This is a genomic window from Sphingobium sp. TKS, from assembly GCF_001563265.1.
Lineage (GTDB): Bacteria > Pseudomonadota > Alphaproteobacteria > Sphingomonadales > Sphingomonadaceae > Sphingobium.
Window position 1 is genome coordinate 461,423 of record NZ_CP005084.1, and the last position, 19,829, is coordinate 481,251.

Annotated in this window: 15 protein-coding genes and 2 pseudogenes; 8 read left to right on the forward strand and 9 right to left on the reverse strand. The window is 61.2% G+C overall.

What is annotated here, in order from left to right; all coding sequences use genetic code 11:
- The first annotated feature begins 46 nt into the window (after window positions 1–46).
- Entirely contained in the window at window positions 47–1,186 is a 1,140-nt protein-coding gene (locus K426_RS22905) for an LLM class flavin-dependent oxidoreductase (protein ID WP_066562704.1), read from the forward strand.
- Between the two features lie 99 nt (window positions 1,187–1,285).
- Here the strand turns inward: K426_RS22905 and K426_RS22910 are convergent, their stop codons facing one another.
- The 4 genes from K426_RS22910 to K426_RS22925 are packed head-to-tail and all read right to left on the reverse strand — an operon-like array spanning window position 1,286 to window position 4,889.
- Complete coding sequence (locus K426_RS22910) at window positions 1,286–1,879, reverse strand: TetR/AcrR family transcriptional regulator (protein ID WP_066562706.1); 594 nt, start codon at window positions 1,877–1,879, stop codon at window positions 1,286–1,288.
- A gap of 54 nt (window positions 1,880–1,933) precedes the next feature.
- Window positions 1,934–2,869, reverse strand: coding sequence for an SMP-30/gluconolactonase/LRE family protein (locus tag K426_RS22915; RefSeq protein WP_066562711.1), 936 nt, complete (start codon window positions 2,867–2,869; stop codon window positions 1,934–1,936).
- Window positions 2,870–2,889: 20 nt separating this feature from the next.
- Complete coding sequence (locus K426_RS22920) at window positions 2,890–3,735, reverse strand: crotonase/enoyl-CoA hydratase family protein (RefSeq protein WP_066562713.1); 846 nt, start codon at window positions 3,733–3,735, stop codon at window positions 2,890–2,892.
- Between the two features lie 47 nt (window positions 3,736–3,782).
- A complete protein-coding gene (locus tag K426_RS22925; RefSeq protein WP_066562715.1) occupies window positions 3,783–4,889 on the reverse strand; it encodes an LLM class flavin-dependent oxidoreductase in 1,107 nt (368 codons plus the stop codon).
- A 292-nt stretch (window positions 4,890–5,181) separates the two neighbouring features.
- Here K426_RS22925 and K426_RS22935 point away from each other — a divergent pair, with 292 nt between their 5' ends.
- Both K426_RS22935 and ribB read left to right on the forward strand, forming a co-directional pair.
- Window positions 5,182–6,867 carry a class I adenylate-forming enzyme family protein gene (locus K426_RS22935; RefSeq protein ID WP_082749023.1) on the forward strand — a complete coding sequence of 562 codons (1,686 nt, stop codon included), beginning with the start codon at window positions 5,182–5,184 and terminating at the stop codon, window positions 6,865–6,867.
- A 27-nt stretch (window positions 6,868–6,894) separates the two neighbouring features.
- Window positions 6,895–8,010, forward strand: a complete 1,116-nt coding sequence (gene ribB, locus K426_RS22940) for a 3,4-dihydroxy-2-butanone-4-phosphate synthase (protein WP_066562720.1) — start codon at window positions 6,895–6,897, stop codon at window positions 8,008–8,010.
- A 48-nt stretch (window positions 8,011–8,058) separates the two neighbouring features.
- Here the strand turns inward: ribB and K426_RS22945 are convergent, their stop codons facing one another.
- The 3 genes from K426_RS22945 to K426_RS22955 are packed head-to-tail and all read right to left on the reverse strand — an operon-like array spanning window position 8,059 to window position 10,908.
- Window positions 8,059–8,547 carry a flavin reductase family protein gene (locus tag K426_RS22945; RefSeq protein ID WP_066562721.1) on the reverse strand — a complete coding sequence of 163 codons (489 nt, stop codon included), beginning with the start codon at window positions 8,545–8,547 and terminating at the stop codon, window positions 8,059–8,061.
- A gap of 7 nt (window positions 8,548–8,554) precedes the next feature.
- On the reverse strand, window positions 8,555–9,811 hold the full coding sequence (locus K426_RS22950; RefSeq protein ID WP_066562724.1) for a cytochrome P450: 1,257 nt from the start codon (window positions 9,809–9,811) through the stop codon (window positions 8,555–8,557).
- A 14-nt stretch (window positions 9,812–9,825) separates the two neighbouring features.
- A complete protein-coding gene (locus K426_RS22955) occupies window positions 9,826–10,908 on the reverse strand; it encodes a zinc-binding dehydrogenase (protein WP_066562727.1) in 1,083 nt (360 codons plus the stop codon).
- A 333-nt stretch (window positions 10,909–11,241) separates the two neighbouring features.
- Here K426_RS22955 and K426_RS22960 point away from each other — a divergent pair, with 333 nt between their 5' ends.
- The 3 genes from K426_RS22960 to K426_RS22970 all read left to right on the forward strand — a co-directional run bounded on the left by K426_RS22960 (window position 11,242) and on the right by K426_RS22970 (window position 15,653).
- Window positions 11,242–11,988, forward strand: a complete 747-nt coding sequence (locus K426_RS22960) for an SDR family NAD(P)-dependent oxidoreductase (RefSeq protein ID WP_066562729.1) — start codon at window positions 11,242–11,244, stop codon at window positions 11,986–11,988.
- Between the two features lie 16 nt (window positions 11,989–12,004).
- The gene (locus tag K426_RS22965) at window positions 12,005–12,775 is read left to right on the forward strand and encodes an enoyl-CoA hydratase-related protein (RefSeq protein ID WP_066562731.1); all 771 of its coding nucleotides are present in this window, start codon (window positions 12,005–12,007) and stop codon (window positions 12,773–12,775) included.
- Window positions 12,776–13,205: 430 nt separating this feature from the next.
- Window positions 13,206–15,653, forward strand: coding sequence for a TonB-dependent receptor (locus tag K426_RS22970; RefSeq protein ID WP_082749027.1), 2,448 nt, complete (start codon window positions 13,206–13,208; stop codon window positions 15,651–15,653).
- A gap of 319 nt (window positions 15,654–15,972) precedes the next feature.
- On the opposite strand, the gene K426_RS22975 is transcribed toward K426_RS22970, so the two are convergent.
- Window positions 15,973–17,172: an IS256 family transposase gene (locus tag K426_RS22975; RefSeq protein WP_066562735.1), complete on the reverse strand. Its 1,200-nt coding sequence runs from the start codon at window positions 17,170–17,172 to the stop codon at window positions 15,973–15,975.
- A 238-nt stretch (window positions 17,173–17,410) separates the two neighbouring features.
- Between K426_RS22975 and K426_RS22980 the strand changes: the two genes are divergently transcribed.
- On the forward strand, window positions 17,411–18,442 hold the full coding sequence (locus K426_RS22980; protein WP_066563859.1) for an IS110 family transposase: 1,032 nt from the start codon (window positions 17,411–17,413) through the stop codon (window positions 18,440–18,442).
- A gap of 587 nt (window positions 18,443–19,029) precedes the next feature.
- Here K426_RS22980 and K426_RS33150 read toward each other — a convergent pair.
- Window positions 19,030–19,107: pseudogene (locus K426_RS33150) on the reverse strand (hypothetical protein); the annotation flags it as partial.
- Between the two features lie 8 nt (window positions 19,108–19,115).
- Between K426_RS33150 and K426_RS32650 the strand changes: the two are divergent.
- Window positions 19,116–19,538, forward strand: a pseudogene (locus K426_RS32650) (IS630 family transposase); the annotation flags it as partial.
- Window positions 19,539–19,829: the final 291 nt, after the last annotated feature.

Here is a 19,829-nt window from a genome sequence, read left to right on the forward strand (position 1 = left end):
ACGGCAGCCATCGGCTCGTTGCGATTACGCTCAAGGAGAGACTTTCATGGCGATGGAAACCGGCCTCATCTTCCACCCCTATATGCGCCCGGGCCGAACGGCGCGGCAGACCTTCGAATGGGGCGTTCAGAACAGCGTGGCCTGCGACAAGGCAGGCTTCACCTCGATGATGATCTCCGAGCATGCCTCGCAGATCTGGGAGAATATCCCCAACCCCGAACTCATCATGGCCGCTGCCGCATTGCAAACGAGCCAGATCAAGTTCGCTCCGATGGCGCACATCCTGCCCCACCAGCATCCCGCTAAGCTCGCCATTATGGTCGGCTGGCTGTCGCAGATTCTGGAAGGCCGCTATTTCATGGGCATCGGCGCCGGCGCCTATCCGCAGGCCTCCTACATGCACGGCATCAGGGAAGCGGAGCCGCAGATGCTGAACGACATGGTGCGTGAATCCCTCACCATCATGGAGAAGATCTGGAAGCGCGAGCCCTTTTTCTACGAGGGCAAATATTGGGACGCCGGCTTTCCCGAGGAAACCCCGGCGGAAACCGAGGAAGACGAACAGCATATGCTGGCCGATTTCTCGCCCTGGAACGGCGCCTTTCCCGAGTTTGCCGTCACCGGGTTCAGCCAGAATTCGCCGTCGATGAAACTCGCGGGCGAGCGCAACTTCAAGCCGGTATCGATCTTCTCCGGCCTCGACGCGCTCAAGCGTCACTGGGAAATCTATTCGGAGGCCAATATCAAGGCAGGCTTCACGCCGAACCGCCAGCGCCATGCCGTCTCGCAGACCGTCTTCTGCGCGGACACCGACGCGGAGGCCAAGCGGCTCGTGATGGAGGGGCCGATCGGTTATTGCTTCAACAAATATCTGATCCCGATCTGGCACCGCTTCGGCATGATGGACGGCTTCGCCAAGGACGCCGGCATCGATCCCAAGGATGCCGACCTCGAATTCCTGGTCGACAATGTCTTCGTCGTCGGCTCGCCCGACACCGTCGTCGACAAGCTCAACACCCTGTTCGAACAATGCGGCGGTTGGGGCACGCTCCAGGTCGAAGCCCATGACTATTATGACGATCCGTCGCCCTGGTTCTATTCGCTCGAACTGCTCGCCAAGGAAGTCGCGCCCCGCGTGAAGCTGCCGGGCACGCGCGAAGCGGTGAGTGAGGCGGCGGTCGCCTGATCTTCGGATCGCAACGCAAAAAGGGGTGGGAGATCATCGATCTCTCACCCCTTTTTTTTGTGCCTGAAAAGCGATGCGCGCAGTACGCGCCATAAAAGGTCAGGGACGTTCGACCGCGAACCCGTGGAGAAGCAGATCGGCCGCCTGTTCGGCAATCTGCGCAGGCCCCAGCTTTCCCGGACGATACCAGGACGAACAGGAATCGAGCATCGCAATCAGGAACTTGCGAACGACAGTGGCGTCCAGAGCCCTGGCACCGCTGCCGTCGGCCTGGGCCGCGACGATCAAATCGCGCCAATAGTTATCAAAGCTGGAATAGGCCGCCAGCACGCGCTGACGCATCTCATCGGGCAAGTCGTCAAACACGCGGGAGACGGCGGACGAATAGTCATCACCGGTCAACAGGAAGTCGACATGCGCGACAATCGCCGCGCGCAGCCGCACCATGGACGACGCCCCCGACCCCAGCCCTTCCACGCGCGCCATGATGTGACGGTTGTTATGATAGATGCCCTCCATCATCACCTCCTCGACCAGATGGTCCTTGGACGGAAAATGATGATAGATACTGGGCGCCAGCATGCCGGCCCCCTTTGCAATGTCGCTCAGTTTGGCGCCGGCCAGCCCCTTTTGCCGCAGGATCGCGGCGGCGGAATCCAGAATGCGCGTTCGGCCATTATCTGCTTGTGCCATGCGCCCTCTTAACCGCTATTTCAGCGAAATACAGCCCTTTCGCCTATGGCGAGCCTATCCGGCGAAAGGCGTGTTTGGGACGCCTGCGGCGGGTGGATCGAGAATCTCGAACAGACCACCAGCCAGCGGCTGCTGCGCGAAGATTTCGGGCGTGAAGCCCTGCGATCCGGTGATCAGGAACAGCCGGCTATAATCTGTACCGCCAAAGGCCGGGCGAAGGCCGCGCCGGATCGGCAGGCGCCGTTCCTCCAGCAAAGTGGCATCCGGCGCAAAGCGACGCAACATCCAGCTTTCGTAAAAGGCCATCCAGATACAGCCTTCGACATCGACGGCCATGCCGTCGGGATAGCCATCCTCGGGCTTGAACGTCAGGAAATCGCGTCGGTTGGACAGGGTGCCATCCTTCGCCACATCATAGGCCCAGCTCACCAGCGGCATGGAATCGTTCACATAAGCGATCCTGCCATCGGGGCTGAACGCCGGGCCATTGGCGGTGACGATATTGCGTTCCTGCGTGCTGACCGTTCCATCGGCATCGAGCCGGTAGAGTTCGCCGGTGCTGCGGACCTCGAAATTGCCGAGCGTGCTTTCCTTGTCCTCAGCCGTGGTGCTTTCGTCCCACTGGCTGGAATCGCAGGACCCTGACCAGTAGCGTCCCTTGCGATCAGTGACGCCGTCATTCAGGCGCGCGACTTTCGGGTTGGGGATGGGATGGATGAAGGGCTGGTAAACCTGCCGCTTCGGATCGACATGAGCAAAACCGTCGGCGCAGGAGGCGACGAAGCCGCCGCTTGCCCGCGGCGCGATGGCGCTGATCCAGGCTGGCGCGTCCCACCGGCCCTTCTCGCCGCTCGCCAGATGATACCAGTTGATGCTGGGCGCCTCGATGTCGACCCAATAGATGCAGCCGTCCCGATCGTCCCAGATGGTGCTTTCACCCAGGATGGCCTTCGCGTCCCACAGGCAGCGCCAGCCTTCGCCTTCCATCATAGCCTCATCCCGTCCTTCTATCAGAGCTTTACGATCGGATCGCCAAAGGGTTCGTCGCGTTGCCGGACGGCTTCCTTCAACCCTTCCGTCCGCACGGTTTCGTTGAAGCGCGTCCGGCTCGCCGCCAGATGCCCGCGCGCGTCCATTTCCGCCGCCATGCGCTGCAAGGTCCGCGCGCCCATCAGTTCGAGGCCGATATTGACGATCCGCTTGTTGGCGCTCAGCAGATCGGGGTCGATCAGCGCCAGCCGCGCCGCGAGCGCTTTGACCTCCGCCTCCAGCTGGTCGGCGGGAACGGCCTTGAGCGCCAGGCCGATCCGGGCCGCATCCTCGCCGCGAATAGAATCCCCGGTCAGCAGCAGCCGCTTCGCCCATTGCGGCCCGGCCAGATAGAGCCACATATGACTCGGCAGCGACCCCTGCGACCGCGCGGGCGGAAAGCCGAAGATCGCATCGTCCGCGCAGATCACCATGTCGCAGAGCAGAGCCAGATCGGTCCCTCCCGCCAGACAACGGCCATGGACCTGCGCGATCACCGGCTTGTGCATGTCGAACAGCGCCATGCGCAGCCGCTGGGCGCGTTCCTGATGCCAACTGTCATCGTCGAACTTCGCCCGGCCGCGCCGGTGATCGACTTGGCCGGGGATCGGCTGATCGTAGCGCTGGAGGTCATAACCCGAACAGAAATCCGGCCCCGCCGCCTTCAGGACCACCGCGTGCACGCGAACATCCTCATCGGCTTCCCACAGCAGCGCATTGAGTTGCTCCTGGAGAGGCTCGCTCAGCGCGTTGCGCTTTTCTGGCCGGTTCAGCGTGATCCACGCGGTGCCGTCACGCACATCGTACAGGAGCAATGGCTCACTCATCCTGTCCTCATCCTCTCAAAAGGCGCCGATCCTGATCGGCCGCCGCATCACGCCAAAGTCTGCATGCTGACCGGAGCGACCGGCGCGGACACATCGATGTCCTTGAGATGGGGCAGAACCTTGCGCGCGAAAAGCTCATAATTTTCCCGGCCCACCTCAAAGGGCATGTCGCCGAACTGGGTATAGATGATGAAGCTGCCCACGTCGAAGCGATCGACCATCGCCTTCAGCTTCTCCAGCACTTCTTCCGGGCGGCCCCATATCTGGAGATCGGCGAGGAAGTTGTTGAATTTCTCGATGCCATTCTTCTCCACGCTGGCCGCCAGCGCGCCATAATATTCATAGCCTTCGATCGAGGCGAATTCCTTGTTGCCGAACTGATAGAAGGAGGAAGTCGAGCGGGCATATTCAAGCAGATATTTGTCGCGCATTTCCTGCGCCTTCGCTGCATCCTCATTGACGGCGACGAAAGCGACGACCACCGGCTTGGGTGCGGGACGCCCCTGCATCGCGAAGAAACGCTCGCGATAGCTGGTGATATCCTCCTGGACCCGGTCCCAGGGCTTCTGCGCGATGATCATCAACCCGACGTCCAGATTGGCCATCAGCTTGACCGATTCCGGCGACACGGCGGAGGCGAACACACGACCCCGATAGCTGGCATAGGGGCGCGGGCGCAGCTCGACGCGCGGCTGCTTCAGATAGTCGCCGTCATATTCCATGACGCCGGTTTCCAGCGCTTCCAGCAACGCCTCGGCATATTCGCGGAAACGCTTGCGCGCCTCACCCATGGGCACGCCGAAGCCGTCAAACTCCTCCTTGCCCAGACCCCGGCCGATACCCAGGATCGCGCGCCCTTCAGAGAACTGGTCGAGCAGGAGGAAGCTTTCCGCGATGCGAACCGGGTTCTGCCACGGCAACACGGTGACGGTCGTGCCCAGCTTGATCCGCTTGGTCTGACCCGCCACCCAGGACAGGAACTGGGGCACGTTGGGCGTCATCATATAGCCGGTGAAATGATGCTCCGGCGTCCAGACGGAATCGAAGCCCTGATCCTCGGCACGCGCCGCCAGCGAGAGCTCGTGACGGAACACGTCGATATCGCTGACCTTGTCGTTCAGATTCTGGAACGTCAGCCCCAATCCCACTTCCATATTCGCCTCCAAAACACATCTCTTGGAATTAAACTAATTACAATTAGGTTGATTTGGCAAGCCCCTTCGCACGGCAAAGCTGCCCATGAGGCCATTTTCGGCCATTGAGAAAGCTCGAAACTCGGTTTTCTTCCATAATTTTATCTATACATTTCTGGTATTTAAATGATATTTCACTTTCCCTTGAAAATCGAAGGCAGAGACAGGAAACAACAGCGAAAAACCGTCGCCCTTGACGAACATGGCGTAAATTTGCATCATAACAGAAATTAGGCAGAGGAGATTTCGACCGGTGAGTGAGTCCATCGCAGCGCGGCGCCAGGCCATGGCAGACCGGCATCCTGTCTGGCAGGAGATGACGCTGGACGCTTATCTCAGACGCGCCGCCGAAGATTATGGCACGCGCCCGCTCGTCATCACCGATGCCGAAACGCTCGATTATGCCACGGTGGAGGCGCAATCCCGGCAGATCGCGGCGGGCCTCGTGGCCCTCGGCATCCAGCGCGGCGAACGGGTGGGCCTGATGATGGCCAATTATCCCGTCACTGTGTCCCTGCTTTTCGCGATCTGGCGTAGCGGGGCCGTGGCCGTGGCGATCAACACGCTCTATAGCCCCAAGGAGCTGGAATATGTCATCCGCGAAGCCGGATGCGCGCTGCTCGTCAGCATGGCCGGCTTCGGTTCCCGCCGCTTCGATCGGGAACTGGACGAGCGCATGCCGGGATGGCGGACCGGCGACTATGCCCCCCTGCCGGAATTGCGCCGAGGCTTGGTGTACGACATCAACGCGCCGCAGCATTTTTTCGATGCGCTACCGGCCGGGGAACTGCCCGAACAGGGCGCCGAACCCCATGATCCGGCCGTCATCATGTTCACCTCCGGCACGACCGGATCGCCCAAGGGGGTGATGCAGACCCATGACAATCTGCTGCGGGCCGCTTATGCTGGGGCCTATCATCAGGCGTTCGAGGACGGCCGGCGCGCGGTCTTCTCGCTGCCGCTTTATCATTCCTTCGGCCTTGTCGTGGGGCTGCTGTCCGGGATGATCGTCGGCGGCGCCATCATTCCCCTGCTCCGCTTCGATCCGCACGCCCTGCTGACGGCGACCGAGCGCCACCGCGCGACTTACCTCATGGGCGTTCCGACCATGACGATCGCCATGATGGAGCAGGCGAAGACGCAAAGTTACGATCTGTCCTCCCTGACCGCCGTGCACAGCGCCGCAGCCCCGACGCCGAGCTGGGTCTGGCGCGAGATACAGCGCGTCTTCGGCTGCGAGGAGATTTTCACCAGCTACGGCCAGACCGAAGTGACCGCGACCATCGTGTGTACCAAGCCGGGCGATCCCATCGAGATCGTCTCGGAAACGCAGGGCTGCATCGTCGAGGCCGGTGTAGCCGGAATCCCCGCGCTGGGCGGCAGGATTTGCGAATTCAAGACGATCGACCCGGAAACCGGTGAAGATCTGCCGCACGGCGCCGCGGGCGAATTGTGCACGCGGGGACCGATGAACAGCCTCGGCTATTTCCGCCGCCCGGAGGAAACCGCCAAACTCTTCCTTCCGGGCCGCTGGATTCGCACGGGCGACCTTGGACAGTTCAGGCCCGACGGCAATTTGTTCCTCACCGGGCGGTCGAAGGAACTCTATAAGAGCAAGGGCGAACTGGTTTCCCCCAAGGAGCTGGAGCAACTCGTCACTGCCCATCCAGCCATTGCACAGGCCTTTTTCATCGGCATGCCCGATGACCGATGGGGCGAATGCGGTTGCGCCTGGATCGTGCTGGCCGACGGCCAGTCCTTCACCGCCGAAGAACTGCTCGCCTGGCTCGCTCCGCAAGTGGCGGGCTACAAGCTGCCGCGCGACATCTGGTTCATTGCCGACAATGAACTGCCCAAGACCGGCACCGGCAAGGTGCAGAAGGACATCCTCAAGGACATGGCATTGGCACAGCTCGCTGCGGCGAAGGGCGCAGCCTGAACCAACAGGCAAATGGAAAGAAAAGCAATGAGCACCGAAGGCATCTCATCGATCGAAGACATCATCCAGGATGCCATCGACGGACTCCCCTATATCTTGGTCGACGCCGACGACCGCGAAAATGAAGGCGATGTCATCATCCCCGCCCAGTTCGCGACGCCGCGACAGATCAACTTCATGGCGAAGCATGCACGCGGCCTCATCTGCCTCGCCATGACGCAGGCGCGGGCGGAGCATCTGAAACTGCCGCCGATGACGGTCAACAACCAGTCAGGCCATGGCACGGCCTTCACCGTATCGATCGAAGCCCGCGAAGGCGTGACCACCGGCATTTCGGCGCAGGATCGCGCCCACACCGTCGCCGTCGCCGTCAATCCCACCAAGACCGCTGCCGACATCGTCTCGCCCGGCCATATCTTCCCGCTGACGGCGCGCGACGGCGGCGTGCTGGTCCGGGCCGGGCATACGGAGGCGGCGGTCGACATCTCGCGCCTCGCGGGCCTCACGCCAGCAGGCGTCATCTGCGAGGTGATGAACGACGATGGAACCATGGCGCGTCTGCCGGAGCTATTGGTTTTTGCGAAAGAGCATGGCCTCAAGGTCGGCACCATCGCCGACCTCATCGCCTATCGCCGCCGGTCGGAAAAGCTGGTGCAATGCGTCGCCAGCGCGCCGTTCCACAGTTTCTACGGCGGCGACCTCACCATCCATGTCTATCGCAACCAGATTGACGGTGGAGAACATGTCGCGCTGGTGAAGGGCGAAGTCCGTCCCGACCGCGAAACGCTGGTCCGCGTGCATCAGGTGGACCTGACGGCCGACCTGCTCGGCTGGTCGCAGGCGCACCCCGAATATGTGCCGCAGGCGCTTCAGGCCATGGCCGCGCATGAGGGGCAGGCCGTCGCCGTTTTCGTCCGCGATCCCAGCCCGGATTCCATTTCGCAACGCATCAAGGGCGGGCGAAAGACCTATCACGACACCAATGCGACCCGCGATTACGGCATCGGCGCCCAGATCCTGCTGGATCTGGGCGTGCGCCAGATGACCTTGCTGACCTCCAGCAAAGCCAAGCTCGCGGCACTGGAGGGCTTCGGCCTGACGGTGGTCGGACGGGTTCCGCTGCGCAGTCCCGTCGAGGGATGATATCACTCACCAGCCTGGGATCGATAGCGCCGACCCCAGGCGATAGGCTCAGATCGGCATGACCCGGCCATAGGCGCCCTTATGAAACAACAGGGGCGCGCCGGGATGGTGGGCGTCGAGTGCATGCACTGCGCCCAGCACGATATGATGGTCGCCCGCTTCGTGCACGGCGTGGATGGTACAATCGATCCAGGCGAGCGCACCATCCAGCACCGGCGACCCCAGCGCAGAAAGATGATGCGGTACGCCCTCGAACTTGTTCGGGTCCTTGGACGCAAGGATGCGGCAAAGCCCCTCCTGCCCGTCGCCCAGCACATTGACGCAAAAGCGTCCCGCCGCTTCGATCTTGGGCCAGCTCGATGATCCCCTGTCAGGGAAGAAGGCGACCAGCGGCGGATCGAGCGATACCGAGGTGAAGGAGCCGACGATCATGGCGGCGGGAACGCCGTCCGGCTGGACCGCAGTGATGGCGCAGACGCCGGTCGGATAGTGACCCAATATGCGGCGGAAATCGTGCGGGTCGATCGTGACGGTCATGGGAGAATCAGACTTTCCAGACGAGAGGGACATTTTCAACGGCTGCGACGATGCCTGCATGATAGGTCGGCGTCGCGCCCTCCTCCATAGCGAAGCCCGGAATCCGAGCCAACCATTCCTGCAAGGTGACGATCACCTCCATCCGGGCCAGATGCATGCCGGCGCAGCGATGCGGCCCCTGGGCGAAGGTGGAATGGGCGGCGACGTTGCGACGCGACAGGTCGACCTTCATCGGATCGGCATGCTCACTGTCGTCCAGCCCGTGCAGGGCCGTGGGCAGCAGGATCAGGTCGCCGGCCTTCAGCTGCGTGCCATGAAACTCCATGTCGGCCACGACATAGCGCGCGTCGGACACCACGGCGAAACGGCGGAACATCTCCTCGACACCGCGTTGCAGCTTCATCGGGTCGGACCGCAATTCCTCCACCGTATCGGGGTGGCGGGCCAGATAGATCATCATGAAGCTGAGGAGATTGACCACCGTATCGAGACCGCCCAGCAGCAGCAGCGAGACAAGACCCAGCATCTTGTCCTCCGGCATCGGCTGCCCGTTGATCTCGCTGTTCACCATCATGGTGATGAGGTCGGTTCCGGTGCCGCCGCGCCGCTCCTCGATGATCGGCGCGACATAGGCGAAAAAGCCCTTGTTCGCAGCCTCGAGCGACCGGCCCTGCTCCTCGGGCGTGTTGCCCGAAGGACGCGTCATCTCCTTGGCCAGAGCGTTCAGCATCGGCGCATCGTCCATCGGCAGGCCGGCGAGCGCCAGGAACACCTTGACCGGAAAGACCCCGGCATAATCGCGCGCGAAATCGCACCCGCCCTTGTCCGCAAACCCCTCGATCAGCTCGACCGCGACGGCCCGCACATCCGCCTCCAGCTTGCGAATCTGGGCCAGGTTCAGCCCCTTGTCGATCGCCTTGCGGTAGGGCGTATGCTCGGGCGGGTCCATCTTGGTCGGGACCATTTCATAGGCCTCGCCCGCCTCGCGCGGCACCCAGATGACACGGCTGGAGAAGCGGTCGGGACTGCGATAGACCTCGTCGATCACCGCGCCGCGGGTCGCGACCCAGTGGCCACCGGTCAGCGGCGTCCAGACCAGCGGCGGCGTGCCGGGCTGCTGCACGCGCTTCCATGCCTCGTGAAAGCCTTCTTCTATGCCGTCCAGTCCGTAAATATCGATGTCCCGGACCAGTGCCGACGGCACATGGTCGGGCATGGGAACGCGTGGTTTCGCGGGGGCCGGGGTCAGCAGATCGGTGTTCATGGCCGCATTCCTTTTCAACGGATGGTCGGGTCGATCACCGCTTTGGTGGCGACGCCGGTTTTCGTGACATGGAGGGCCTCGGCTGCCTGATGGATACCGAAGCGATGGCTGACGAGTTGGCCCAGCGGCACCGCATCCTGAACGCGTGCCGCAAATTGCATCGCCTGATAATAATTTTTGGGCGCCGGGAAGGACGCACCCCCGACCGTCAGATTCTTCAGAGTCAGATCACGCGGGGAAATCGGCTGCGTGCCGATCGCACCCCACAGGCCCAATATGATGTAGCGGCTGTGAATGCCGCTCAGATCGACGCCTTCGGGAAAGGCCGGCAGCGCGCCAGCCGCTTCGATGACGATGTCCGGACCCTGACGGCCGACACGGTCGTAAATCATCCGCTTGCGCTCCTCGGCGGGCAGGTCGAGCGACACCGTTGCCGTCGCGCCGAGCGACTTCGCAGCCTCCAGCCGTGCAGGGGCGCCGTCGATCACGATCACTTCGCGCGCGCCCGCCTGCGCCGCCACCAGCGCGGCGGACAGGCCCACCGGCCCTGCCCCCTGAACGACGACAGAGTCGCCGAACCGCACCGGACCGCAGCGGTCGAAGCCGCGCAATACCGTCGGCAAGGCGCATCCCAGCGCCGCGACCGCCTCCGGCCGGGCATGGTCCGGCAGGCGATAGAAGGGCATGTTATTGGGCAACCAGGCATAATCGGCATAGCTGCCCCAGTTGGGCTTGGCCGCATCCTCGAAATATTGGCTGTTCTCGCACGGCGTCTGTTCGAGGACGGTGCAGGAATAGCAGCGATGGCAGAGCGCAATGGGCGACCAGATGACAAGGTCGCCGGGCTTGACCGGCACGCCCGCATAGTCGGTCGACACACCGGCGCCGAGCTGCTCGATCTGCCCGACGCCCTCATGGCCCAGGATGATCGGAAAGGGCATCTCGCCCGCCTCTCCGCTCAATATGTGGACGTCGCTGCCGCACACGCCGCCCAATATCGTGCGGACCAACGCGCCACCCGCCTCGGGCGCATGGATATCCACGTCCCAAGTTTCGAGGCGGTTCTTCTCCACCATCACCGCAGCTCTGCCCTGCATCCCTCATCCTCTCAGCTTTGTCGTCGTACCCGTCGCTACGGCGTTCGAACGACTTTTAACTCACTTGCAGGGTCGACGTCCCCGCCATTGAAACGAAACTAATCAAAATTAGCCTATCGATGCAAGAGCCGATTGCGGACGGCATCAAGTGACAACCCGCAAAGACAGCATGTATTTCTTATCAAATATCTGTTTTTACATGATATTTTCTGGATATTTGAATTGAGTCGCGGGCGCTCAGGCAGCCGTCTTAAGCCCACCCTATTGACATTTACGCGCCATGAATATTCAATAACCAATATTAGGCAAATGCAGAATCGTGGAGGAGAGCATATGGGTCGTCTCGCAGGCAAAATAGCCATCATCACAGGGGCTGCTCGCGGCATGGGGGAATCCCACGCCCGCATGTTCGCGCGTGAAGGCGCCAAACTCGTCCTCACCGACCTCAACGTCGAAAAGGGCACGGCCTTGGCCAAGGAAATCGGCGAAGCGGCGATATTCCTGGCGCATGACGTGACCAAGGCCGACGACTGGGCGCGCATCGTCGCCAAGGCGGTCGAAACCTTCGGAACGATCGACATCCTCGTCAACAATGCCGGTATCCTCGGCCCGATGGCCAATACGGTCGACCTGACGGAAGAGGGTTATCAGCTCGTCTGCGCGGTCAACCAGCATTCGGTCTTTTACGGCATGCGGGCCGTGCTGCCGACGATGGTGAAGGCCAATAAGGGCTCGATCGTGAACATCTCCTCCATCGCCGGCATGGCGGCGAACTATGGCTTCCCCAGCCTGGCCTATGTCGCGAGCAAGTTCGCCGTGCGCGGCATGACCAAGGCCACGGCCATGGAATATGGGAAGAATAATATCCGTGTGAACTCCGTGCATCCCGGCTTCATCCAGACGCCGATGATGGTCGAGGCGACCGACGAGGTCGGCGGCGAGGCGCTGGCCCAAATCCCGTTGGGCCGCATCGCCGATCCATCCGAAGTGTCGAACCTCGTGCTGTTCCTGGCTTCGGATGAATCATCCTACATCACCGCATCGGAACATCTGGTCGACGCGGGCATGCTGGCGCACTGACCGGGAGGGAGGCGCCGTGCCAACGGTCGAGTTTCACCGCAGCGGCCATGTTGCCGAGATACGGCTTAACCGGCCCGCCTCGCTCAACGCCATTGACGATGAGATGGACCGGGCGCTTGCCGATGCCTGGGAACGGGTGGACGGCGATCCGGATATCCGGGTCGCTGTTCTCTCCGGCACCGGCGACAGGGCCTTTTGCGCCGGGGCGGACATGGCGAACCCACCGCTGGGCCATGACGGCCTTTCCTTCGGCGGCGGCCTGTCGGGCATAGGGGGGCGGCTGAATCCCTTGCGCAAACCCCTAATCTGCGCGGTGCAGGGGTATGTTCTCGGCCTCGGTTTCGAGCTGGCGATGTGCGCGGACATCATCATCGCCGCCGAGGACGCTGTGTTCCGCCTGCCAGAGGCGCGGGCCGGCATCATCGACCATTGCGGCGTCGTCCATCGCGCCATCCGGCAGCTTCCGCATCATGTCGCCATGGCCATGATCATCGCCAGCGAACCGCTGACCGCGCAGGACGCGTTACGATTTGGCCTGATCAACGCCTGCGTCGACCGCAGCGCATTGCCCGCGGAGACGAGCCGCTGGATCGCAAGGCTGCTGGAATGCTCGCCACTGGTGTCACAAGCGGGCAAAGAGGCAGCGCTGGACGGGCTGAGGCATTCACTGCCTGACGCTTTATCCGCTTCCTACCCTCAGATCAAAAGCTATCAGGCGACACAGGATCGTGCGGAAGCGGCGGTCGCATGGAAGGAACGGCGGGCACCCCAATGGCTCGGGCGATAGAATCGCAATCCTAATTGAAATTCGAAATTTTTTATCAAAAGCAGAAAAGCCTTTCCTGAAAAAGTGCGGTCGCCAATTTTCCTATCGCGGTCAGCATTATGTGCGCCGGGCGGATAATTCCCTAATAATGCCATATTTCTAATGATTATTTCGCATGGATCAGCGCATTCTGCCCAGATGGCGACGAAAAGAAACAGCGGAACGAACGCAACATGTGCCGCATAATCCCTCTTGCACTTTACCCTAATTTTAATTAGGCAAAGCCTGTAGGTGCCGCAGAGCGCCGGTCGATGAACCTGTCGAGACAATCGCGACCATGGAGATGAGGATGAGTGAAAATCACGACATCTTTGCACCATGCCCATCCTGTCCACGGCAATCATGGCGTCCAGCGGTGATCAACGAACAATAATCAGGTGAGGAGTAGAATATGAGGCAAGACGAACTTCGGGCCTATGATACCGGCCAGGCCGTTTCCCCTCTCTATCGTCGGATATTGATGGCATCGGCGGGATCGGCCGCCATCGCCCTGTTCGGACTGGCCGGCAATGTCGCCATCGCCCAGTCCGCATCCAGCGCCCCGCAGGCGGCCGAAAGCGCGCCCCAGCCCGCCGACACGTCCGACATCGTCGTGACCGCGCAACGGCGCGAGGAATCGCTGTCGAAGGTCCCGCTCTCCGTCGCGGCGCTCAGCTCCGAAACCTTGCAGAACCGGGTGGTCACGAAGGAGCAGGATCTCGCGGCGCTCGTCCCCGGCCTGATCGTCAAGAACGGCCAGAACCAGAACCAGTTGAGCTTCACCATGCGGGGCCAGACGCTGGACCCCTTCTCCGGCGCCAGTCCGGCCGTGCTCACCTATCTGAACGAAGTTCCCTTCACCGGCGGCAATTCGGCTACGGCCTTTTACGACTTCTCGTCGGTGCAGGTGCTCAAGGGGCCGCAAGGCACGCTGTTCGGACGTAACGCAACCGGCGGCGCGGTGCTGTATGCATCGGCCAAGCCGGGCGAGGATTTCGGCGGTTTCGGCACCATTCGCGCGGGTGAACGCGATCTTATCCAGCTACAGGGCGCGGTCGACATTCCCGTCATACCGGGCAAGATCCTGCTCCGTGTCGCTGGCGACTATCAGAAGCAGGACGGCTATGTCCACAACCTGCTGACCGGCAATACGCTGGGCGATGTCGACAACCGCTCCGGCCGCATCACGGCAGTCCTGCGCCCGACCGACACGATCGAGAACACCACCGTCTTCCAATATAGCCGGTTCCGGGGCACGGAATCCAACGGCCAGCTCTATTCCTATTATCCGCTCGGCTCGACCAACACTTCCAGCCAGACCGGCATCACCTATAATCTGACGGCGACGCTGGACGCACTCTACGGCAATGGCTTCTTCCCCGGCGTAGGCGACGGCCCGCCCGGACCCGGCACATTCCCCGGCGCGGTTGCCGGCTACCTCGCCTGGCAGAAGGCCCATCCCTACGAAACCTATCTGTCCTACGACCTGCCCCACAAGGCGAGCAGCTATTTCCTGTCGAACACCACGACTTTCGAGTTGAACGACAATCTCACGGTCAAGAATATCTTCGGCTTCGAGAAGACCTTCGCCCGGACCGCTGGCATATTGAGCGGATCGCCCTTCGCCTCGCTCGACCTCTATAACAGCTCTGGCAACTATACCGGCCCTCCGGGCGGACAGGTTTTCCGCAACAAGAGCATTTCCGAAGAACTCCAGCTTCAGGGAAAATCCGCCGACGGCAAGCTCGAATATATCATCGGCGGCTTCTACAACTATGCCACGAAGGAAGAAGCCATCCCCGTCATCGTCGGAGCCGAACTCCCGACCCCGGCAGGCGAGGTTCTGTACCACACCCACGGCACCACGCGTTCGCGCGCGGTTTACGGACAGGCTACCTACGACCTGTCGGACGCCGTGCTGGAAGGGCTGAAGTTCACGGCTGGCGCCCGCTACACCTGGGAAACGGTCGGCATGACATCCTACGACGATCATGCTTTCTTCGTCGGCTTCCCCCGTGAAAAGGCGACGCTTAAAGCGCCAAGCTGGGTCGGCACCCTGCAATGGCAGGCCAGTCCGGCGAGCCAGTTCTACTTCACGCAACGCGGCAGCTTCCGGGCCGGCAACTTCAACGGCGCCGTGGTGCCCTACGGTCTCGCGAATTTCTTCAAGAATGAATATACCCATGATTTCGAACTGGGCTACAAGTTCAGCGGGATGCTGCTCGGTCAGCGTGCCCATTTCAACGTGGCCGCCTATAAGCAGATCGTGAAGAACGCGCAGCATTCGCTCTACGCCGTGGTGGCCGGCGCGCCGTCCGCCTTCACCGTCAACGTGCCCGAAGCGCAGGTGAAGGGTGTCGAGATGGACGGCGACATCATGTCGGCCGATTGGTTGAAACTGGGCTTTTCCGGCGCCTATACGGACGCGAAATACACCAAGAACATCGTCGACCTGTCAGTGCAGACCGGCACGCCCGGCTTCGTCGTTCCGTTCGATTCCTATCCCGACGCGCCCAAATGGTCGGGATCCCTATATGCCGATCTGACCCTGCCGACACCGGCGCAGTGGGGCGAGATGCATTTCCGGGTCGACAGCTTCTCGCAAACCTCATCCTATTTCTCGAACAATAATTATTCGATCACGCCGGGCACCAAGATCAAAGGATACACGACCATTGCGGCGCGCTTAAGCTGGAATGAAATCATGGGAAGCCCGCTTTCGCTCGGTATCTACGCCAAGAACCTATTCGATCGCCAATATTATCAGTCGGGTTACGTCCTTGGCGCATCGGGCGGCATGAATACGGTGATCCCTGGCGAACCCCAGACCTTCGGTGCCGAAGTCACCATGAAGTTCTGACCTTTCTTCCGGCGGCAATCCATAAAGTTGCCGTCTAATTTAAGAAGATGCCCCGGCGCCTCGGCCGACGATCAAAGGATCGCAATATGGCTGAGGCAGCGGAAATCGGATAGCAGGAACCCGGCTTGCCCCGCAGGGCAAACCGAGTTCCCATCGCTGGGGCAACCTGAAATGACTGTTTTCGGGTGAGGCAAATCCCCACTGGAACGACCGGCTATCACGCTGAGAAATTCAACACCACGCAGGGAGCGATCGTGTCCCACCTGATGGTGTAGGTTCGCCGGCGTAGCCTTGGCGATCTCCGGCCAAGCCGGGTTGATCATGCTGCCATGGCAGGCAACGTGATGATGGCATTATCGCTTAATCCCGAGACGCTCTCAAGTGTCATGTAGCGGGAGCGCTGGACCGCCCATTCATCATTTTGTTCGAGCAGGATAGCGCCGACGAGGCGGGTGATGGCCTCTTCATTGGGGAAGATGCCGACGACGTCGGTACGCCGCTTGATTTCGCCATTGAGCCGCTCGATCGGATTATTGGAGTGTAATTTGGTGCGGTGTTGTGCGGGGAACGTCATGTAGGCCAGCACATCTTCCTCCGCGCTGTCCATCAGAGCAGCGAGTTTTGGCACGGTGGGGCGTAGCTGATCGGCAACGCTGCGCCACTGGGCTTTGGCGGTTTCCGGGGTGTCCTGAGCGAAGGCGGTGGCAATGAACGCCGACACGACCCGGCGACCGCTCTTGCCTGCATGGGCCAGGGCGTTGCGCATAAAATGGACGCGGCAGCGTTGCCAGGTTGCGCTGAACACTTTGGCGACGGATGCTTTGATGCCCTCGTGAGCATCGGAGATGACCAGCTTCACGCCGCGCAAACCGCAGCGGGCAAGGCTGCGCAGGAAGTCGGTCCAGAAGACCTCGGCTTCGGAATGGCCGATCGCCATACCGAGGACTTCGCGCCGGCCGTCACTGTTGACGCCGACGGCGATGATGACGGCGACCGAGACGATTCGGCCGGCCCGCCGGACCTTTATGTAGGTGGCGTCCATCCAGAGATAGGGCCAGTCGCCTTCGATCGGGCGATCGAGGAAGGCCTTCACACGTACATCGATCTCCTCGCACAGCCGGCTGACCTGACTCTTCGAAATGCCGCTCATGCCCATGGCTTTGACCAGATCGTCCACCGACCGGGTCGATATGCCCTGAATATAGGCTTCCTGAATGACGGCGGTCAGGGCCTTCTCCGCTAGGCGGCGCGGTTCGAGAAAGCCGGGGAAATACGTGCCTTTGCGCAGCTTGGGGATCCGCAGCTCGACGGTGCCGGCGCGTGTCTCCCAATCCCGGTCGCGATAGCCGTTACGCTGTGCGAGACGCTCGGCATCCTTCTCGCCATAGGCAGCGCCTGTCAGGCCGCCCACTTCCAGTTCCATCAGCCGCTGCGCGGCAAAGCCGATCATGTCGCGCAGAAAATCGCCGTCCGCACTCTTCCCAACCAGGGTGTGCAGGTCCATCTTGTCAGCGGTCATCGGTGGTCTCCGTGAGTTGAGTGTTGCAACCCAAACTTACCGAAGTTCGCCGATGACCACCCGCGAAACTGACCGGCCGCTACAGCGCTTTATCGGTGAGCGCGCGTCCGGTCAGCTTCGCTACCGGCGGAAGCTACACCACTTAGCGTAATCGCCACGCCCCATATCTCAACAACTGATGCAGAATGGGACTTCCGCTTCGACACTTTATGCCGAAGCTTTGAACAAGGAGGATGCAATGGCGGTGTTTGCAGCTCTGGATGTGTCGCAGGATCAGACGGCGATTTGCTTGGTGGACCAGGACGGCGCGATGCTGGCGGAGGCCAAGGTGCCGACCTGCCCGGAGGCGATTGCCAATTGGCTCGCGGAGCGATCAGATGGCCTTGAGCGGGTCGGCATGGAAACTGGCCCTCTGGCTGTCTGGCTTTGGAACGAATTGGTGGCGCGAGAGGTGCCGATCATCTGTCTGGACGCGCGCCATGCCAACGGTGTGTTGAAAATGATGCCCAACAAGACCGATCGTCATGATGCCCGTGGTCTGGCCCAGATCGTACGGACCGGCTGGTTCAAGGCTGTGCAGATCAAGAGCCACGACGCCTACGTCAATCGGGCGATGCTGACAGCCCGGGAAGCGTTCGTCGGAATGCGGGTTCGGCTGGAGAACGAGGTCCGGGGGCTTTTGAAGACCTTTGGTGTTATGTTTGGCAAGCGTGTCGGTGGATTCAAGCGTCGGGCCGACGAAATCATCGCCAAGGAACTGCTGGTTGCCCCAGAACTCATCCCGATTTTTAAAACGCTGATACAGGCTCGCCGCGACATTCTGTCTCACATAGCAACACTCGACAAGCGGATCAGGGCGATCGCCAAGCGGCATGCGACGGTCAGATTGTTAATGACCGCCCCCGGTGTAGGACCGATCACAGCGATGTCCGTAGTAGCAGCCTTCGATGATGCCGCCCGGTTCCGACGGTCGTCCGGCGCCGGTGCCTACCTCGGGCTGACGCCAAGGCGCTACGAGTCTGGCGAGATTAGCCGGAACGGTCGCATCTCGAAACGCGGGGATGGGTTCACGCGGAAATGCCTGTTCGAGGCGGCGAATGCGATCGTCTGTCGGGACCTTGGTGGCCCACGCCTACGCAGCTGGGCCAAAGCTATCGCCGAAAGAACAGGACCCCGGAAAGCCAAGGTGGCTCTGGCGCGGAAACTTGCTGTAACATTGCATGCGATGTGGCGCACTAACACGCCCTTCCGGGAGCCGGCGATGGCATAGATCTCGCAACTGAAACGACACTGATCATCAGCACAACGGAATGCGTCCAGCCGGGACGCGCGGCGAGGGTGAGATCGCTCCCAGGTTAGCGGCAATGACCGCGCACACCACTTCGATCCACCCGACCTGGAACGCAAACGTGCGGCACCCGACGCGGTGACCGCGGAGAGAACCCAAGAGCCCGGCACGCAGGATGGATCGCTGAGAGATCAGCACTTGACCAAGGCGATTAGAGAACCTCCCGGGACACAACCCAGGGAGCGGCAGTTAGCTGGCTGCCTTCTCCAAAGCCGACAGTCGCGAATGTTCTAATTGATATTCGCATCGCGATTCCTGTTTATCCGTGCCCGATTTCCAAATGTTGTCTTCGAGGTCGTCGGACGGCTGGGAGAGCCTTTCGTCCGGGCATGGCTGATCGGGATCGGGAGCGACGGGTCAGACCCAGCGGCACTCGGTCTCGTTCAACCAAACGGAATACAGTAATGCAGCCAGCTTACGAGCAACCGCGACCTTGGCCCGCCGTGGACCTTTGGCTTCGGCTATTTTCCTGCCCCAACTCTGAATCGCACAGGGTCTTTTGACCCGGGTTAAGATGATGTTGGCTGCCCCGTACAGCGATCGCCGGCCCTGGAGATATGCCCCTGCGTATCGGGTTCACCTGACTGACTTCGGCGTGGAACGAGGCCAGCATAGGCGCCAGCATCTTCGCTCTGGCCGGGAGTTTATCTGTTTCCTCAACCATAGCGAGCGCGCAGTGCTAGCGGACAAGAGGATCTACGTGATCCTCGACAACTATGCGGCCCACAAGAAGGACAAGGTCCAGCAATGGCTCGCCCGCCATCCGCATTGGACCTTCCATTGCACGCGGACCTCCTGCTCCTGACTCACTGCCGTATAGGGCTGCTTCGCCAAGCTGACCCGGCGCCGGCTCAAGAATGGCGTCTTCCATTCCCTCGGCGATCTCCAGGCCGCCCTCAACCGCTTCATCCGCGAATACAACACCGCCGACCTCAAGCCTTTCATCTGGAAAGACGAGCCCGATGATATCATTGCAGCACGAAACGGTGGGTTCCAAACGTCGGAATCAATCCATTAGGGCTAATCAACATTCAGATCATGACGTGCCAAAAATGGTGGTTTTTCGTGACCCTTGAAGCGAGTCACGGGCCTCGCTTCAACGCAGCGTACTAAAAGTACGTGAGCACCGGAGCACGGAAAAGCGCCATTTGCAGGCCGTCAGGGCTGAATGTCGATTGGCCCTAGGATCGGATATTTGCTAGTGACCTTGATGAATCTGAAGTTCGTTCAACCCCTACCCAACAGTGTATGATCGTCGACGTCCGGCTCGATCTCAGCGGAAAATGATGGAGGGGCGGCCGCCAGGTTT

Bases quoted from the DNA above. Each gene is read 5' to 3' on its own strand.
- K426_RS22970 (WP_082749027.1), top strand. From the start codon at position 13,206: ATGAGGCAAGACGAACTTCGGGCCTATGATACCGGCCAGGCCGTTTCC.
- K426_RS22925 (WP_066562715.1), bottom strand. From the start codon at position 4,889: ATGGAAGTGGGATTGGGGCTGACGTTCCAGAATCTGAACGACAAGGTC.
- K426_RS22975 (WP_066562735.1), bottom strand. From the start codon at position 17,172: ATGACCGCTGACAAGATGGACCTGCACACCCTGGTTGGGAAGAGTGCG.
- K426_RS22905 (WP_066562704.1), top strand. From the start codon at position 47: ATGGCGATGGAAACCGGCCTCATCTTCCACCCCTATATGCGCCCGGGC.
- K426_RS22910 (WP_066562706.1), bottom strand. From the start codon at position 1,879: ATGGCACAAGCAGATAATGGCCGAACGCGCATTCTGGATTCCGCCGCC.
- K426_RS22950 (WP_066562724.1), bottom strand. From the start codon at position 9,811: ATGAACACCGATCTGCTGACCCCGGCCCCCGCGAAACCACGCGTTCCC.
- K426_RS22945 (WP_066562721.1), bottom strand. From the start codon at position 8,547: ATGACCGTCACGATCGACCCGCACGATTTCCGCCGCATATTGGGTCAC.
- K426_RS22960 (WP_066562729.1), top strand. From the start codon at position 11,242: ATGGGTCGTCTCGCAGGCAAAATAGCCATCATCACAGGGGCTGCTCGC.
- K426_RS22915 (WP_066562711.1), bottom strand. From the start codon at position 2,869: ATGATGGAAGGCGAAGGCTGGCGCTGCCTGTGGGACGCGAAGGCCATC.
- K426_RS22980 (WP_066563859.1), top strand. From the start codon at position 17,411: ATGGCGGTGTTTGCAGCTCTGGATGTGTCGCAGGATCAGACGGCGATT.
- K426_RS22920 (WP_066562713.1), bottom strand. From the start codon at position 3,735: ATGAGTGAGCCATTGCTCCTGTACGATGTGCGTGACGGCACCGCGTGG.
- ribB (WP_066562720.1), top strand. From the start codon at position 6,895: ATGAGCACCGAAGGCATCTCATCGATCGAAGACATCATCCAGGATGCC.
- K426_RS22955 (WP_066562727.1), bottom strand. From the start codon at position 10,908: ATGCAGGGCAGAGCTGCGGTGATGGTGGAGAAGAACCGCCTCGAAACT.